The sequence below is a fragment of the Pseudomonas sp. AC070 genome, from assembly GCF_979258635.1.
On the sequence record NZ_OZ409871.1, the window covers coordinates 554,228 to 570,335 of the forward strand.

The window sequence follows — 16,108 nt, forward strand, 5'->3', positions numbered from 1 at the left end:
GCAAAGCGCTGTGCGTGCCCGTATGGCGGTGAAAGTGGTTAGAATGTGCGCCTTTTCATCACCCTCAACGCCCTGTATGCGCCCTGTGCGGGCAAGGCGTTGACGCTTCTGCCGTGCCTTGTGGAGGTCCGCCTTGCGCGAAATCGTTCTGATCAATATCACCGGCGAAGACCGCCCGGGCCTCACCGCCGCCATTACCGGCGTGCTGGCGCAGGGTGGCGTGAACATTCTCGACATCGGCCAGGCCGTTATCCACAACACCTTGTCGTTCGGCATTCTGGTGGAAATTCCGGGCACCGAGCAGGGCTCCGTGGTGCTCAAGGACGTGCTCTTCACCGCCTACAAACTTGATCAGCAAGTGCGCTTCACGCCCGTCTCCGAGGCCGACTACCAGCAATGGGTCGGCGGCCAGGGCAAGGCTCGGCACATCGTTACCCTGCTGACGCGCCGGGTGACTGCCGAGCAACTGCAGCGCGTGAGTTCCATCACCGCCAAGTACGGCTTGAACATCGACCACATCGACCGCCTTTCCGGTCGTATGCCGCTCGACACGCCCGCCGACCAGAGCAAAGGCTGCATCGAGTTTTCCGTGCGCGGCGAGCCGGCCGATCCAGGCGCGCTGCGGGCCGAGTTCCTCAGCGTCGCGCAGGAACTGAACGTCGATATCGCCTTCCAGCAAGACTCGGTATTCCGCCGCAACCGCCGCCTGGCGGTGTTCGATATGGACTCGACGCTGATTGAAGCGGAAGTGATCGACGAGCTGGCCAAAGTGGCGGGCGTGGGCGAGAAGGTCTCGGAAATCACCGAGCGCGCCATGCGTGGCGAACTCGATTTCCGCGCCAGTTTCAAAGAGCGCCTGGCCTTGCTCAAAGGTTTGCCGGAAAGCGAACTCGCCGCCATCGGTGCCTCGCTACGCCTGACCGAGGGCGCGGAAACGCTGTTCACCGAACTCAAGCGCCTGGGCTACAAAACCGCGATTCTGTCGGGCGGCTTCAGCTACTTCGCCAAACAGTTGCAGGCCAAGCTGGGCATTGATTACGTGTTTGCCAACGAGCTGCAAATTGAAGGCGGCAAGCTCACTGGCGTGGCGATCGAGCCGATTGTTGATGCCCAGCGCAAAGCCGATTTGCTGCGTCAGCTGGCCGAACAGGAAGGCGTGAGCCTTGAGCAAACCATCGCCGTGGGCGACGGCGCCAACGACTTGCCGATGCTGGCGATTGCCGGTTTGGGCGTTGCGTTCCGCGCCAAGCCGCTGGTGAAGCAATCGGCCAAACAGGCGATTTCGACGCTTGGGTTGGATGGCGTGCTGTATCTGCTGGGCTATCGGGATCGCGACGGCCAAGCGTAGGCCCTCGGTCATCTGTAGGAGCGGCTTTAGCCGCGATGCTTTTGACGCTAAGAGCATCGCGGCTAAAGCCGCTCCTACAGGGTGCCGAGGGGCATAAAAAACCGGGCACATGGCCCGGTTTTTTATGGCGCGAACCTCACGCTTTATCACGCTCTAGCAGCGGCTTGAGGAAGTGACCGGTATGCGATTGCGGCATCTCGGCCACTTCTTCCGGCGTGCCGCAGGCAATGATCTGCCCGCCGCGTGAACCGCCTTCCGGGCCCAGATCGACCAGCCAGTCTGCGGTTTTGATCACGTCCAGGTTGTGCTCGATCACCACCACGGTATTACCGTGGTCGCGCAGGCGATGCAGCACGTCGAGCAGTTGCTGAATGTCGGCAAAGTGCAGGCCGGTGGTGGGTTCGTCGAGGATGTACAGGGTTTTGCCGGTGTCGCGCTTAGACAGCTCGCGCGACAACTTCACCCGTTGCGCTTCGCCGCCCGACAGCGTGGTCGCTGATTGCCCCAGCTTGATGTACGACAGGCCCACATCCACCAAGGTTTGCAGCTTGCGCGACAGCGCCGGCACGGCATCGAAGAACGGTCGCGCTTCTTCAATGGTCATTTCCAGCACTTCGTGGATGTTCTTGCCTTTGTATTTGATTTCCAGGGTTTCGCGGTTGTAGCGCTTGCTTTTGCACACGTCGCACGGCACGTAGATGTCCGGCAGGAAGTGCATTTCCACCTTGATCAGGCCATCGCCCTGGCACGCTTCGCAGCGCCCGCCTTTGACGTTGAAGGAGAAACGCCCCGGCCCGTAGCCGCGCGAGCGCGCTTCCGGCACGCCGGCGAACAGTTCGCGAATCGGCGTGAACAAGCCGGTATAGGTCGCCGGGTTGGAACGCGGGGTGCGGCCAATCGGGCTCTGGTCGATGTCGACAACCTTATCCAGATGCTGCAAGCCGTCGATGCTGTCGTGTGGCGCTGCTTCCAGCGTGGTCGCACCGTTCAGCGCAGTGGCGCTGAGGGGGAACAGCGTGTTGTTGATCAGCGTCGATTTGCCCGACCCGGAAACCCCGGTGATGCAGGTCAGCAGACCAATCGGAATCTCCAGGTCGACGTTACGCAGGTTGTTGCCGCGTGCGCCTTTGACCTTGAGCGACAGCTTCTTGTCGCGCGGCGTGCGCTTGGCCGGGTATTGGATTTTGGTCCGCCCGGACAGGTACTTGCCGGTGAGCGAGTCCGGGTGCGCCATCACTTCTGCAGCGGTGCCTTCGGCGACGATGTTGCCGCCGTGCACGCCAGCGCCGGGGCCGATATCGACCACGTAGTCGGCCATGCGAATGGCGTCTTCGTCGTGCTCGACCACGATCACCGTGTTGCCGATGTCGCGCAGGTGCCGCAGGGTCGCCAGCAAGCGTTCGTTGTCGCGCTGGTGCAGGCCAATCGACGGCTCGTCGAGGATGTACATCACCCCCACCAGGCCCGCGCCGATCTGGCTGGCCAGGCGGATACGCTGCGCTTCACCGCCGGACAGGGTGTCGGCGCTGCGGTCGAGGGTCAGGTAGTCGAGGCCGACGTTGACCAAAAACTGCAAACGCTCGCGAATTTCCTTAAGAATTTTCTCGGCAATTTCGCCTTTGCGCCCGGTCAGGGCCAGGCTGCCAAAGTATTCCGTGGCATCGCCAATCGGCAGGCCGCTGACGGCTGGCAGGTTGCGCTCGCCGACGAACACATGCCGCGCTTCACGGCGCAGGCGCGTGCCACGGCAATCCGGGCACGGCTGCGTGCTGAGGAACTTGGCCAGTTCTTCGCGCACGGTGGTCGACTCGGTTTCCCGGTAGCGACGCTCCAGATTGGGCACGATGCCTTCGAACGGGTGGGCGCGTTTAACGATGTCGCCACGGTCGTTCAGGTAGCGGAAGTCGACGTTAGCGCTGCCGCTGCCGCTCAAGATGACTTTCTTGTGCTCGGCGCTGAGGCTGTCGAACGGCTTGTCGAGGCTGAAGCCGAAGTGTTTGGCCAGCGAGCCGAGCATCTGGAAGTAATAAACGTTGCGCCGGTCCCAGCCGCGAATGGCGCCTTCGGCCAGGGTCAGCTCGCCATTGACCAGGCGTTTGGTGTCGAAGAACTGCTTCACGCCAAGGCCGTCGCACGTCGGGCAGGCGCCGGCCGGGTTGTTGAAGGAGAACAGCTTGGGTTCCAGCTCGCTGATGGAGTGGCCGCACACTGGGCAGGCGAAGCGCGCGGAAAAGACCATTTCCTCGCCTTCTTCGTCGTCCATCGGCGCTACGAACGCCAGGCCGTCGGCCAGCTTCAGCGCGGTTTCAAACGACTCGGCCAGGCGCTGCTGCAAATCACCCCGGGCCTTGAAGCGGTCGACCACGGCGTCGATGGAGTGCTTCTTCTGTTTATCCAGCTTGGGCAGTTCGTCCAGCTCATAGAGCTTGCCGTTGACCCGCACGCGGACAAAACCCTGGGCGCGCAGCTCGTCAAAAACGGCCAGATGCTCGCCTTTGCGCTCGCGAATGATCGGCGCCAGCAGCATCAGCTTTTTGCCTTCGGGCAGGGCCAATACCTGGTCGACCATCTGGCTGACGGTTTGCGCTTCCAACGGCAGGTCGTGGTCCGGGCAGCGCGGCGTACCGACACGGGCGTAGAGCAGGCGCAGGTAATCGTAGATTTCGGTGATGGTGCCGACGGTGGAACGCGGGTTGTGCGAGGTGGACTTCTGCTCGATGGAAATCGCCGGCGACAGGCCTTCGATGGTGTCGACATCGGGCTTTTCCATCATCGACAGAAATTGCCGCGCGTACGCCGAGAGCGACTCCACGTAGCGGCGCTGGCCTTCGGCATACAGCGTGTCGAAGGCCAACGAAGACTTGCCGGAACCGGACAAGCCGGTGATGACGATCAGTTTGTCCCGTGGCAGGGTCAGGTCGATATTTTTCAGGTTGTGGGTTCGGGCCCCACGAATCAGGATCTTGTCCAATTGCAGCCTCGCTTGGCGGGCGAAAACGGATGAGTATACGGGCCTTGTCAAGCCAGCCGGAAGCGCCGGCCTGTGCGATGCCGGATACGGGCTGTTAGAATCGGCGCGCATTTTCTTGAGGTACTTCCATGCACGATCCGCACAGCGAACGCATGAGTGGCAGCGAAACCCGCGCAGCGAGTGGGTTGTCGCTGGTCTTTGCGTTCCGAATGCTTGGCATGTTCATGGTCCTGCCGGTGCTGGCCACCTATGGCATGGACCTGGCCGGCGCCACGCCGGCACTGATCGGTCTTGCCATCGGCGCCTACGGGCTGACCCAGGCCGTCTTGCAGATTCCCTTCGGCATCATCTCTGACCGCATCGGCCGCCGTCCGGTCATTTATTTTGGTCTGGTGGTTTTCGCAGCCGGCAGCGTGCTGGCCGCCAATGCCGACTCCATCTGGGGCGTGATCGCCGGTCGCGTGCTGCAAGGCGCCGGGGCGATTTCCGCTGCCGTCATGGCGCTGCTGTCCGACCTTACCCGCGAGCAACACCGCACCAAGGCGATGGCCATGATTGGCATGAGCATCGGTTTGTCGTTCGCGGTGGCGATGGTGGTAGGGCCGCTGCTCACACGCGCCTTCGGGTTGTCCGGTCTGTTTCTGGCCACCGCCGCCATGGCGTTGGTGGGCATTGTGCTGGTGGCCTGGTGGGTACCGCGCTCGGCCGGGCCGTTGCACCACCGTGAATCCGGTGTGGCGAAAGACGCCCTCGGCAAAACCCTGCGCCACCCGGACTTGTTGCGCCTGGACGTGGGCATTTTCGTTTTGCACGCGGTATTGATGGCCAGTTTCGTCGCATTACCCCTTGCCCTGGTGGAGCGCGCCGGGCTGCCGAAAGAGCAGCACTGGTGGGTGTACCTGACGGCGCTGCTGGTCGGTTTCTTCGCCATGATCCCCTTCATCATTTACGGCGAGAAAAAGCGCCAGATGAAGCGCGTCCTGCTCGGCGCCGTTGCCGTGCTGTTGGGCTGCGAAGTGTTCTTCTGGCTGACAGACGGCACGCTGCATGAACTGGTGGTCGGCACGGTAGTGTTCTTCACCGCGTTCAACCTGCTGGAGGCGTCGTTGCCGTCGCTGATCAGCAAGGTTTCGCCGGCCGGCGGCAAGGGCACGGCCATGGGCGTTTACTCCACCAGCCAGTTCCTCGGCGCGGCGTTGGGCGGCATTCTGGGCGGCTGGTTGTTCCAGCACGGCGGCCTGAATACGGTGTTTTTAGGATGTGCTGCGCTCTGTGGGATCTGGCTGATCATTGCTGTTACTATGCGCGAACCTCCGTATGTCACTAGCCTGCGCTTGCCGCTTTCGCCCGCTGCGGTGCGCGATGCTGGCTTGGTCGAGCGCCTTGTGGCAGTGACCGGAGTAACAGATGCAGTTGTGGTGGCCGACGAAGCCGCCGTCTATATCAAATTCGATTCCGAACAATTGGATCGCCCCGCGCTCGACGCCTTGCTCGACGCGCGTGCCGAATCTTAGGAGAACGTTATGGCCCGTGGGGTTAACAAAGTCATTCTGGTCGGAACCTGCGGCCAGGACCCGGAAACACGCTACATGCCCAACGGCAACGCGGTCACCAACCTGAGCCTGGCTACCAGCGAGCAGTGGACCGATAAGCAGAGCGGCCAGAAAGTCGAAAAAACCGAATGGCACCGTGTGGCCCTGTTCGGCAAGGTCGCTGAAATCGCCGGCGAATACCTGCGCAAAGGCTCGCAGGTGTACATCGAAGGCAAGCTGCAAACCCGCGAGTGGGAAAAAGACGGCGTAAAACGCTACACCACCGAAATCGTCGTCGACATCAACGGCACCCTGCAGTTGCTCGGCGGCCGTCCTGATAACGGCGGTGGCGATTCCGCGCCACGTCAACAGCGTCCGGCACCGCAGCAGCGCGAGCAGCAAGCGCCGCGTGAATCGCGCCCAGCACCGCAACCAGCGGCCCAGCCAGCGCCGAACTACGACAGCTTCGACGACGACATCCCGTTCTGATCAGGCATTTCTAACGTATGCAAATGCGCCTGATGCTTCTGGGCGGCGGCAATGCCCTTGGACAGGCGCTGATCCGCCTGGGAGCCGAAGATGACATCGGCTTCCTCGCGCCGCGCCCCCCCGAGGGCGGCTGGGATGCCACCAGCCTGACCTTGCTGCTTGATGAAACCCGTCCCGACGTGGTGGTGAACCTCGCCTACTACTACGACTGGTTCCAGGCCGAAGCGGTCAGCGCCGAGCGCTTCGCCCCGCAAGAGCGCGCTGTCGAGCGCCTCGCTGAACTCTGCCAACACCATTCCATTCGCCTAGTTCAACCCTCCAGCTACCGCGTATTCGATGGCTCGCGGGCGACTGCCTACAGCGAAAAAGAAGAGCAGGTGCCGCTTGGCCTGCGCGGGCAAGCGTTGTGGCGCATCGAGCAGAGCGTGCGGGCGGCGTGCCCACGGCATGTGCTGATTCGTTTTGGTTGGCTGCTCGACGCCAGTGTCGATGGCTTGCTGGGCCGTTTTCTGGCCCGCGCCGAGCACGAGTCGGAGCTGTTTCTGGCCGATGACCGACGCGGCAATCCCACGCCTATCGACGATGCGGCTCGCGTGCTGATTGCCGTGATCAAGCAGCTCGATTGCCAGGCGCCGCTGTGGGGCACGTACCACTACGGTGGCTACGAGGCGACCACCTCGCTGGCCCTCGGCCAGGCGGTGCTCACCGAAGCCCGTAACTTCCGCCAGCTGGCTGTGCAGGAAGTGGGCGCTCAAGCCCACGCCGCGCGCCCGGATGCGGCTGACGAACCGCAGCACGCCGTGCTGGCCTGCAAGAAAATTCTCCACACCTTTGGCATCAAACCGCGCGCCTGGCGTGCTGGCTTGCCGAGTCTTCTGGACCGTTATTACCGCCATGCCTGATCGTCCCGTTCTGATTACCGGGGGCGCCGGTTTTATCGGCTCCAACCTGGTCGATGCCCTGTTGGCCAAAGGCTATGCAGTACGCGTGCTGGACGACCTGTCGATGGGCAAGCGCAGCAATTTGCCGCTGGATAACCCACGGCTGGAATTGCGCGTTGGCAGCGTGGCCGATGCGGCGTTAGTGACACAGGCGGTGCAAGGCTGCCAGGCCGTGGTGCACTTGGCCGCAGTGGCCTCGGTGCAGGCCTCGGTAGACGATCCGGTGAGCACGCACCAGAGCAATTTTGTCGGCACCCTGAATGTGTGTGAAGCCATGCGCCAACAGGGCGTGAAGCGCGTGCTGTTTGCCTCCAGCGCGGCAGTGTATGGCAACAACGGCGAGGGCTTGGCAATTGATGAAGACACGCCAAAAGCGCCGCTCACCCCGTATGCCGTCGATAAATTGGCCAGCGAGCAGTACCTGGACTTCTATCGCCGCCAGCACGGCCTAGAGCCGGCGATCTTTCGCTTCTTCAATATCTTCGGCCCTCGGCAGGATCCTTCTTCGCCGTATTCCGGGGTCATCAGTATTTTTATTCAGCGCGCCCAGCAAGGGCTGCCGATCACCGTATTCGGGGATGGCGAGCAGACCCGCGATTTCTTTTATGTGGGTGATCTGATCGACCTGCTGGTGCAGGCACTGGAATTGCCCGGCGTGGAAGCGGGCGCGGCCAATGTGGGCCTTAATCGCGCCACCAGCCTCAACCAGTTGCTGGAGCATATTCGCGCTGTGGTTGGCAATTTGCCTGCCGTCTCATACGCGCCGGCACGTGACGGCGACATCCGTCATTCCCGCGCCAACAACGGGCGGCTGCTAAGCCGCTACCACGTCGGCGAGCCAACACCGATGGACGTCGGCCTGGCCAAGCTGCTCGGCCGCTAAGCCTGCGCGCTTAGTGCTTGCGCAGCTGGTACAGCCCCCGGCTTTGCGCCACCACCTCACCGCTGTCATCCACCAGCGCCAACTCCAAGACGTACTCGGCCTTGCCCGTTTCGGCGGCTTCGGCTTGCAGACGCTCGATGTCGGCGGCGCCCAGGCGCGCTTCCACGCGGATATCGCCGGTCGCCGGACGGCGAAAGCGCAGGTTCATTTCCTTGATGATCGGGTAGAAACGCTGGGTATCGAAGCTGGTGAGAAACAGCGCGCCGCCAGGAATTTCCGCGAGGGTGAAGAGGGCGCCGGCATACATGCTGCCGATATGGTTCTGGTTGCCGGCCAGTGGCATGCACAACCTCACAAAGCCTGGCTCCAGCACTTCGGCCTTCAACTGGCTGCGTTTGACGAACGCGATCTGCTCTTCAGTGAGCTGCCGCGCAACCTCAAGGGGAAATGGCATGGCCGGAGTCTCTTCTTATTAGGGAAGGCCCCAGCCTAGCGTGTAGCCGGCGCACCACAATGACCGCGGCGCTCGCTGCGCCTGACTAAAAGTGACGTCACACGCCCTGGGTTTTGAGCCAGCCGAGCAGTTGCGCCAGTGGCATCGCGCCACTTTGGCGGGCGACTTCTTTGCCGTTTTTGAACAGCAGCAAACTCGGAATCGAGCGAATGCCCAACTGAGCGGAGAGCTGTTGGTTGGCTTCGCTGTCGAGCTTGGCCAGGCGCGCCCGGCCGAGCAATTGCCCGGCGGCTTGCTTGAACGTCGGCGCAAACGCCTGGCACGGGCCGCACCAACTGGCCCACACGTCCACCAGCAGCGGCAGGTCGCCTTTAACCTGGCTGGCGTAGCTGGCTTGGGTGAGGTCGAACGGCGTGCTCAGCAACACCGGCTCTTTGCAGCGGCCGCAGCGCGGGCTGTCGCCGGTGCGGTCGGAAGGAATGCGATTAAGGCCGTTGCAGTGCGGGCAGGGAATGACGAGAGGGTCGGACATGTCAGGCTCCAGAGGCTATACGCGCTATCTGGAGCCGCAGGCCGGCGCTTTCAAGCGGTGAGACCGATATAGATGTTGTAGGCGCTGATCAGCGTGATCAGGCTGCCGATCATGATCAGCAAGGTTTTCGCATGCAGCTTTTTGCACAGCAACGCCGCGAACGGCGCGGCGAACAGACCGCCGAACACCAACCCGGCCACCAGCAACCAGGTGCTCGGCTGGCCGGCCAGCAAGATGAACGAGGTGGCGCTGGCGATGGTCAGGAAGAACTCGGCGAAATTCACCGAGCCGATGGTGGTGCGCGGGTCGCTGCCCGAGCCAATCAGCGTCGTGGTGACTACCGGACCCCAGCCGCCGCCACCCGCTGCATCAACGAAACCACCAAACAGCGCCAGCTTGGCGATGTGTTTGGGCTCGCGTTTTTCCACGATGTGCTTGAACGCCTTGCGCAGTATGTACAGGCCCATGATCAGCAAGTACGCAGAAATAAAGGGCTTGAGCACCTTGCCGTCGAACTGCGTGATGATCACCGCGCCCAGCACGGCGCCGATCATGCCGGGAATCAGCAAGCGCAAAAATAGCGATTTATTCACGTTCCCCAGCTTCACGTGGGAGATGCCAGACAGGCCCGTGGTGAACACTTCGGCGATGTGCACGCTGGCGCTGGCGGCCGCAGGCGAGGCGCCGGCGCTGAGCAGGAAGGTGGTCGCGGTAATGCCATAGGCCATACCCAGCGCGCCGTCGATAGCCTGGGCGAAAAACCCCACCGCCACCGCGCTCCAGAACAGCGGGCTGGTCAGCGCGCCCTCGATAATTTCCAGGCCGCTGCTCTCGTGGTTACCAAAGAACAGGCGCCACGCCAGAAAGCCCAGCAGGCTCACCAGAATGGCCACTGCCAGCCACATGGCAATGCGCAATACCGGGTGATTGGCGGGATGGGAGACGTAGTCTTCAACCGGCGGCAAGCCCATTGCCTGGTGTTCGGTATTGAGGGGGCTTGCGGAGTAATCGAGTTCGCGGATTTTCATCTACAGCAGAGCCTTAAGCGGGGCGAGCGGTTAGCCGTTCGGTGGCGCAACGATAGAGAGCTTTGCTTAGAGAGTCTAAGACTGATTGGGCAGGTTTATATGCCATCTAGGAATTTAGCGCTTACAAGCATCGCGCTGAAGACATGCCGTTGTAGGAGCGGCTTTAGCCGCGATGCGCTTGACTGTGCCGCCGCCTCCAACCGTTGCTGTATCTGTGTACGCGCCCGGGAACCCACTAGCCTTTAGGTTCACAACAAGGAGATCACCATGCACACCCTCGGCGTTCTTGGCGGCATGAGTTGGGAATCGACAGTCACGTATTACCGCCTGCTCAACGAAGGCGTACGCGACCAGCTCGGCGGGCTGCATTCGGCGCCGTTGCTGTTGCATTCGGTGGATTTCGCGCAGATCGCCGCCATGCAAAAAAGCGGCGATTGGCCGGGCGCTGGCGAAGTGTTGGCGCAGGCCGCCAAAGGCCTGCAAAGCGCTGGCGCGACCGCATTACTATTGGCGACCAACACCATGCACAAAGTGGCGCCGGCCATCGAGGCGGCGGTAGACATTCCCTTGCTGCACATCGGCGATGCAGTGGGGCAAGCGTTGCAAACGCAAGGGATCCGGAAAGCGGCGCTGCTCGGCACACGCTTCACCATGCAGGAAGCGTTTTACCGTGACCGCCTCAGCGAACGCTTCGGCATCGAGGTGCTGGTGCCTGCGCTCGAAGCGCAGGCCGAAATTGACCGAATCATTTTTCAGCAGCTCTGCCTGGGCCAGTTTGCCGAAGCGTCGCAACGCTACTACCTCGATTGCCTGGCCGAGCTGAAAGCCCGGGGCGCCGAGGCGGCGATTCTGGGCTGTACGGAAATTGGTCTGCTGCTCGAAGGCTGCGAGGCGCCGCTGCCCTTGATTGATAGCACCCATGAGCATGTGCGGATGGGGCTCGATTGGCTTCTATAAAGGCCGAGGTAGGGCCGCGCTCGGCCGCTGATCACGAAGAGCAGCTGATTTCCAAGTGCTTCCCCCATTCTGGCGGCCGCTCGGCGAAGCGCTCCATGCCTGGCTGCTCGTCAAAAGGCTTGCTCAGCACCTCATGCAGCAGCCGCACTTCGCTGTAGTCGCCGCGTTCGGCGGCTTCAATCGCTTGTTGAGCCAGGTAGTTGCGCAGGATGTATTTCGGATTGACCGCTTGCATCCGCGAGCGCCGCTCGGCGACGTCCAGATCGCCGCAGCGGGCGAGGTAGTCGGCGGCCCAGGCATCGAAGCCGGCCAGGTCGACGAAGTCTTCGCGCAAGCGTTTCAATGCATCGGCCGGCGCACTGTCGCCCAGTTCGCGGAAGAAACGGCTGTAGTCGACCGGGCTGGTTTGCATCAATTGCAGCAGCCGTTCGATCAGGCTGTTGTCGTCATCATGCGGTTGGTACAGGCCCAGGCGTTTACGCATCAGGTCGAGGTAATGCGCCTGGTACAGCGGCAGGAACAGGTTGAGCGTTTCGCGCAGCGCTTCAACGCTGATAAATGGCGTGAGCGCCTGGGCCAGTGCCGACAGGTTCCAGTGCGCGATGGGCACTTGGTTGCTGAAGGAGTAGCGGCCGCTGTCGTCGGAGTGGTTGCAGATGAAGCGCGCGTCGAAGTCGTCGAGAAAGGCGAACGGGCCGTAGTCGAAGGTGATGCCTAAGATCGACATGTTGTCGGTGTTCATCACCCCGTGGCAGAAGCCATAGGCCTGCCAGTAGGCGATCATTTCGGCGTTGCGCTCCAGCACCTCGCGGAACATCGCCAGGTATGGCTCCGGTTGCTCCAGGCACTGGGGGAAATGGCTGCGCAGCACATGCTCGCCGAGCGTCTTCAGCTGCTCTTCCTGTTTGGTGTAATAGAAGTACTCGAAGTGGCCGAAGCGCACATGGCTGGGGGCCATGCGCAGCACCATGGCTGCCGTTTCTTTTTTCTCGCGCCACACCGGCGTGCTCGAACCCACCACACACAAAGCGCGGCTGCTGGGAATGCCGAGCGCGTGCATGGCTTCGGAGGCGAGGAATTCACGAATCGAAGAGCGCAACACCGCACGGCCATCGCCCATGCGCGAGTAGGGCGTTTGCCCGGCGCCTTTGAGGTGCAAATCCCAATGTTCGCCAGCGTCGTTCACCACTTCGCCGAGCAGCAGCCCACGGCCGTCGCCCAGACGCGGGTTGTACGAGCCGAACTGATGACCGGAATACACCATGGCGCGCGGCTCGGCGCTTTCCCAAAGTGTGTGGCCGGCGAAGATTTCAGCAAATTCCGGCTTCGTGGCTTCGTTCGGGTCCAGATCCAGCAGCGCCATAGCTGCCGGGCTGGCAACTACCAAACGTGGTTCGTCGATGGGCTCGGGAAGCACTTCAGTGGAAAACGCATCGCCGAGACGGGCGAAGCGGTTATCGAAATTGAGGTCGGCGAGGGTTTTCAAAGGCGTTGTCCGAAAGAGGCTGGATCGGAAATCAGTTGGACAGCTATCGCCAGCTACGGGTCAATAAACCTGCCGAACAGCATCGCGGCTAAAGTCGCTCCTACACAGACACTGTAGGAGCGGCTTTAGCCGCGATAGGTTTAATGTCACGGCGCCGGTTTCGGCGCTTGCGCTTCCTCAGCCGCTTCCACCTGATGTTCCTTCCCCTCGGCATTGGTGAGGAAAATTTCCATCTTCGGCGTGGAGCTGGAGTTGATGTTGTTGTCGCGGAACAGCTGGTCGATACGGCGGTTCAGTTCGTCAGTGGCCAGGCCACGGTCGCCCAGTTCGCGCACATAAATTTTCAGTTCGTGGTCCAGGGTGCTAGCGCCGTAGGCGGTCAGTTGCACCGTGGGCGCAGGGTCGCGCAGTACACGGGAGTTTTCCTGGGTGGCTTGCAGCATCAGCTTGCGTACCAGCTCCAGGTCCGAGCCGCGCTGCACGTTGAAGGTCAGCACGATGCGGGTGATGGTGTCGGTCAGCGTCCAGTTGATCAGCTGGCTGGTGAGAATGGTCTGGTTCGGCACGATCACTGCTTTGCGGTCGCCGTCGGTGATGTGGGTGGCGCGGATGCGGATGCGGTTCACCGTGCCGGTCACGGTGCCGATGGTCACCAGATCGCCAATACGCACCGGGCGTTCGAACAGCAGAATGATGCCGGAAATGAAGTTGGCGAATATCGCCTGCATACCAAAACCGATACCGACCGACAGCGCCGCCACCAGCCATTGCAACTTGTCCCAACTCACACCCAGGGTCGACAACGTGCTGACGATGCCGATGCCGGCAATCGCGTAAGACAGCAGCGTGGTGGTCGCATACGCGCTGCCTTGCGCCAGTGACAGGCGCGACAGCACCAACACTTCCAGCAAACCGGGCAGGTTATTGGCCAGGGCGATGGTGACGCCGATGATCAGCAGCGCGCCGAGCACATCCAGCAGGCTGATCGGCACTTGCGTGGCAGCAGCGCCCGTGCCGGCGGCGTATTGGTAAAGGGTGACGTTGTCGAGGTAGGCGAACACGCTGATCAAGTCGGCCCAGACCAAATACAGGCAGCCGATAAAGCCGGACAGCAGCGCCAGGCGAATCAGGCGCAACGACTGTTGGTTGACCTGCTCGATGTCCAGCCGCGCGGTTTCCACCGGCACTTCTTCGCCGTCGACATTCTCCTTGGCCTGCGCCTGGCGCTTGGCCAGGGCGCGGGCATAGGCCAGACGCCTTGCAGCCACGGCCAGGCCGCGCACGAACGCGGCTTCGATAATCAGCCAGACGATCAGCAAATACAGGGTGTTGATCAGTCGGTCGGTGAGTTTCAGCGCGGTGTAGTAGTAGCCAAAGCCAACCGCGATGATCAGCGCAAACGGTAACAGGGTGAACGCCGTACCAATCACCAGGCGGAACGGTGAGGCATGTTCGCGCAGGGGCTCGGTGAGCAGCAATTTGCCCAGCAGCCAGGTCATCAGGCAGAAACAGGCAAGCACGATGATGATACCGATGACGTCTTCGGCCAGCGCAGCGGGTTGCTGCTCGGCCACACTCACCACCGCCACCAGGGCCATGACCACCAGCCCCAGTTTGCGCACCTGATTGCTGATAAACGCCACCTGCGGGCGCGGCCAGCGGAAGTGCAGCTCGGCCATGCCGCCGGGCGCCAGAATCCGGTACAGCGTGTAGAACACCAGCCAGGCCTGGGCCATTTCCAGCAGCGCGCCGCCTAGTGCGGCGTTCAGTCCACGGGCATCCACCCGCAGCGCCAGCCCGCCCAACGCCAGCAGCAGCGACACCGGCAACGCCAGCAAGATGTTCAACAGCAATGCCAGTGGCGTGTGCAGCTGGCTGTCACGTTTGTAGTGGCCGATGTCTTCGTGCAGTTCGCCGAGCTTTCGATAAATGGTGCTGCGCTGCCAGATCAGCAGGCCACTGACCAACGCCAGCGGCAGGAAGAACCACGGGCGCTCGCCGAGGGCTTCGAACAGCTGCTTGAGCCCATCGCCCCAAGGCAGGTCGGCGAGCTGGCTTTGCAGGTAGCGTGGCGCCACGCGCAGCCAGGAAAAGTCCAACGGCTTGTTGCTCGGAATCCAAAACATCTGTTCTTCAAGCGTGGCGCGCAGGGCTTTGGCCGTGGCTTGCAGCTGTTTCTGGTTGAGTTGCAGGGTGATCGATTCGTTGAGCAGCGCATTGAGTTCGCGGCTCAGACGGTCGAGCAACTCGGCGCGGGTGTTGGCCAGGTCCAGCAGCGTGCGGCGCAGTTCCGGCGTTACCTGTTCGGCCGGCTGTTTGGCCAGCAGGCTGTCGACATAAGCTTGCGGCGAGCTGTATTGGTCGCGGCTCTGGTCGAGGTTGAACTGGTACAGGCGGATGTCGGCAATCTCGTCGGCCAGGTCTTTGTTCATCGCCAGCTGCGGCAACGATTCCTTCTGCTGATAGAGAATCTTGGAGAGCAGCAGGCTGCCCTTGAGCACGTTGATTTGCTCTTCCAGCGACTGGTCGGCCTGGTTGACGCTGTCGAGCTGTTGCTTGGTCAGCAGGTTTTCTTTGGTCAGGTCGTTGAGGCGGTCGGTGGCGCGCAGCAGGTAGTCGGAGAGCTTGAGGTTCTCGGCGCTTTCCAGGGCGACCACGCTGTCGGAGCCCGCGTTTTGCGCTTCCTTAGATAACTCCACCAAGGTTTTTTCCGACTGTGCCCGGCGTTTTTCGCTGATCAGGGTTTGCAGGTCGTTGCTGCGTTGTTCGGCGCGGGCGATGCGTTCAACCAGCAGGTCGCGCTGGCCGTTGCCGAGGTCTTGCAGCAGGTTGTTGCCGGCCAGTTCGGCGCGGCGCAGGGCGATTTTTGCCACCAGAGCGGCTTGCTCGGCGTTCAGTTGGTCGCGGCGTTCAGGCGTTAGCGGCTTGTTGGCTTCTTTGCCGATTTTCAGCAGGTTGCTGATTTCCTGCATGCGCGTTTGGCCGTTGCTGATTTCTGCCTGGGCGCGTTCGGGCCGGGTTTGCGCGGTGAGAATGTCGCTGTTGGCGACCGCCAGGGCTTTCTGCCAGTCGCTGAGCTGAGTACTTAGGTCGGTCAGTTTTTGTTCAAGTTGCGGAATGCTCAGCGCGCCGTAGCGTTCACGAAAAGCGTCCGGCGGGGTGGCTTTGAGTTTGGCCAGGTCACGCTGGTTGTCAGCGGTGAGCTTTGGCGCTTCGGCGAGCTTTTGCTTGAGCTGGGTCAGGCGAACTTCGGCGTCGCCTTTTTCCGCCAGCAGCTCCAGGGTGTTTTCCAGAATCTGCTTGATGTTCGAGGCATCGGGCTCGGCCAGTTTGCGCGCGGCCAGGCCATCGAGGTTGCGCTGAACATCAGCGCTGCTCGGTGGTTCGGCGGCATGCAAAGACGGAACAACCAGCGCAAGGCCAAGCAAGCTGGCCGTAAGAAAGGTACGGAGCGAAGTAGGAAGCAGGGACATGGTCGCCAATCGTG

The 16,108-nt window shown here is 61.9% G+C and carries 12 protein-coding genes; 6 read left to right on the top strand and 6 right to left on the bottom strand.

Features of this window, described 5'->3' with window-relative positions; genetic code table 11:
• The first annotated feature begins 133 nt into the window (after positions 1 to 133).
• Complete coding sequence (serB, locus tag ACZZ0Q_RS02370; protein WP_463540214.1) at positions 134 to 1,348, top strand: phosphoserine phosphatase SerB; 1,215 nt, start codon at positions 134 to 136, stop codon at positions 1,346 to 1,348.
• 136 nt (positions 1,349 to 1,484) lie between these two features.
• Here the strand turns inward: serB and uvrA are convergent, their stop codons facing one another.
• A complete protein-coding gene (uvrA, locus tag ACZZ0Q_RS02375; protein WP_463540213.1) occupies positions 1,485 to 4,319 on the bottom strand; it encodes an excinuclease ABC subunit UvrA in 2,835 nt (944 codons plus the stop codon).
• Between the two features lie 128 nt (positions 4,320 to 4,447).
• Here uvrA and ACZZ0Q_RS02380 point away from each other — a divergent pair, with 128 nt between their 5' ends.
• Genes ACZZ0Q_RS02380 through ACZZ0Q_RS02395 form a run of 4 tightly spaced genes read left to right on the top strand, consistent with a single transcriptional unit; the run spans position 4,448 to position 8,164 of the window.
• On the top strand, positions 4,448 to 5,833 hold the full coding sequence (locus tag ACZZ0Q_RS02380) for an MFS transporter (RefSeq protein ID WP_463540212.1): 1,386 nt from the start codon (positions 4,448 to 4,450) through the stop codon (positions 5,831 to 5,833).
• 9 nt (positions 5,834 to 5,842) lie between these two features.
• The gene (locus tag ACZZ0Q_RS02385; RefSeq protein WP_463540211.1) at positions 5,843 to 6,340 is read left to right on the top strand and encodes a single-stranded DNA-binding protein; all 498 of its coding nucleotides are present in this window, start codon (positions 5,843 to 5,845) and stop codon (positions 6,338 to 6,340) included.
• 17 nt (positions 6,341 to 6,357) lie between these two features.
• Entirely contained in the window at positions 6,358 to 7,242 is an 885-nt protein-coding gene (locus ACZZ0Q_RS02390; protein WP_463560251.1) for a sugar nucleotide-binding protein, read from the top strand.
• Complete coding sequence (locus ACZZ0Q_RS02395; protein ID WP_463540210.1) at positions 7,235 to 8,164, top strand: NAD-dependent epimerase/dehydratase family protein; 930 nt, start codon at positions 7,235 to 7,237, stop codon at positions 8,162 to 8,164. Before ACZZ0Q_RS02390 ends, ACZZ0Q_RS02395 begins: the two co-directional genes overlap by 8 nt.
• 10 nt (positions 8,165 to 8,174) lie before the next feature.
• On the opposite strand, the gene ACZZ0Q_RS02400 is transcribed toward ACZZ0Q_RS02395, so the two are convergent.
• The 3 genes from ACZZ0Q_RS02400 to ACZZ0Q_RS02410 form a co-directional block, all read right to left on the bottom strand.
• Positions 8,175 to 8,618, bottom strand: a complete 444-nt coding sequence (locus ACZZ0Q_RS02400) for a YiiD C-terminal domain-containing protein (protein ID WP_463540209.1) — start codon at positions 8,616 to 8,618, stop codon at positions 8,175 to 8,177.
• Positions 8,619 to 8,715: 97 nt separating this feature from the next.
• A complete protein-coding gene (gene trxC / locus ACZZ0Q_RS02405) occupies positions 8,716 to 9,150 on the bottom strand; it encodes a thioredoxin TrxC (RefSeq protein WP_463540208.1) in 435 nt (144 codons plus the stop codon).
• A gap of 50 nt (positions 9,151 to 9,200) precedes the next feature.
• The gene (locus ACZZ0Q_RS02410) at positions 9,201 to 10,178 is read right to left on the bottom strand and encodes a sulfite exporter TauE/SafE family protein (protein ID WP_463540207.1); all 978 of its coding nucleotides are present in this window, start codon (positions 10,176 to 10,178) and stop codon (positions 9,201 to 9,203) included.
• A 267-nt stretch (positions 10,179 to 10,445) separates the two neighbouring features.
• Between ACZZ0Q_RS02410 and ACZZ0Q_RS02415 the strand changes: the two genes are divergently transcribed.
• A complete protein-coding gene (locus ACZZ0Q_RS02415; protein WP_463560253.1) occupies positions 10,446 to 11,135 on the top strand; it encodes an aspartate/glutamate racemase family protein in 690 nt (229 codons plus the stop codon).
• 31 nt (positions 11,136 to 11,166) lie between these two features.
• Here ACZZ0Q_RS02415 and selO read toward each other — a convergent pair whose 3' ends face one another.
• Both selO and mscK read right to left on the bottom strand, forming a co-directional pair.
• Positions 11,167 to 12,621, bottom strand: a complete 1,455-nt coding sequence (gene selO / locus ACZZ0Q_RS02420) for a protein adenylyltransferase SelO (RefSeq protein WP_463560256.1) — start codon at positions 12,619 to 12,621, stop codon at positions 11,167 to 11,169.
• 146 nt (positions 12,622 to 12,767) lie between these two features.
• Positions 12,768 to 16,094, bottom strand: coding sequence for a mechanosensitive channel MscK (gene mscK, locus ACZZ0Q_RS02425; protein ID WP_463540206.1), 3,327 nt, complete (start codon positions 16,092 to 16,094; stop codon positions 12,768 to 12,770).
• Positions 16,095 to 16,108 lie beyond the last annotated feature (14 nt).

Bases quoted from the DNA above. Each gene is read 5' to 3' on its own strand.
- trxC (WP_463540208.1), bottom strand. From the start codon at position 9,150: ATGTCCGACCCTCTCGTCATTCCCTGCCCGCACTGCAACGGCCTTAAT.
- ACZZ0Q_RS02400 (WP_463540209.1), bottom strand. From the start codon at position 8,618: ATGCCATTTCCCCTTGAGGTTGCGCGGCAGCTCACTGAAGAGCAGATC.
- ACZZ0Q_RS02385 (WP_463540211.1), top strand. From the start codon at position 5,843: ATGGCCCGTGGGGTTAACAAAGTCATTCTGGTCGGAACCTGCGGCCAG.
- ACZZ0Q_RS02380 (WP_463540212.1), top strand. From the start codon at position 4,448: ATGCACGATCCGCACAGCGAACGCATGAGTGGCAGCGAAACCCGCGCA.
- ACZZ0Q_RS02390 (WP_463560251.1), top strand. From the start codon at position 6,358: ATGCAAATGCGCCTGATGCTTCTGGGCGGCGGCAATGCCCTTGGACAG.
- ACZZ0Q_RS02415 (WP_463560253.1), top strand. From the start codon at position 10,446: ATGCACACCCTCGGCGTTCTTGGCGGCATGAGTTGGGAATCGACAGTC.
- ACZZ0Q_RS02395 (WP_463540210.1), top strand. From the start codon at position 7,235: ATGCCTGATCGTCCCGTTCTGATTACCGGGGGCGCCGGTTTTATCGGC.
- ACZZ0Q_RS02410 (WP_463540207.1), bottom strand. From the start codon at position 10,178: ATGAAAATCCGCGAACTCGATTACTCCGCAAGCCCCCTCAATACCGAA.
- mscK (WP_463540206.1), bottom strand. From the start codon at position 16,094: ATGTCCCTGCTTCCTACTTCGCTCCGTACCTTTCTTACGGCCAGCTTG.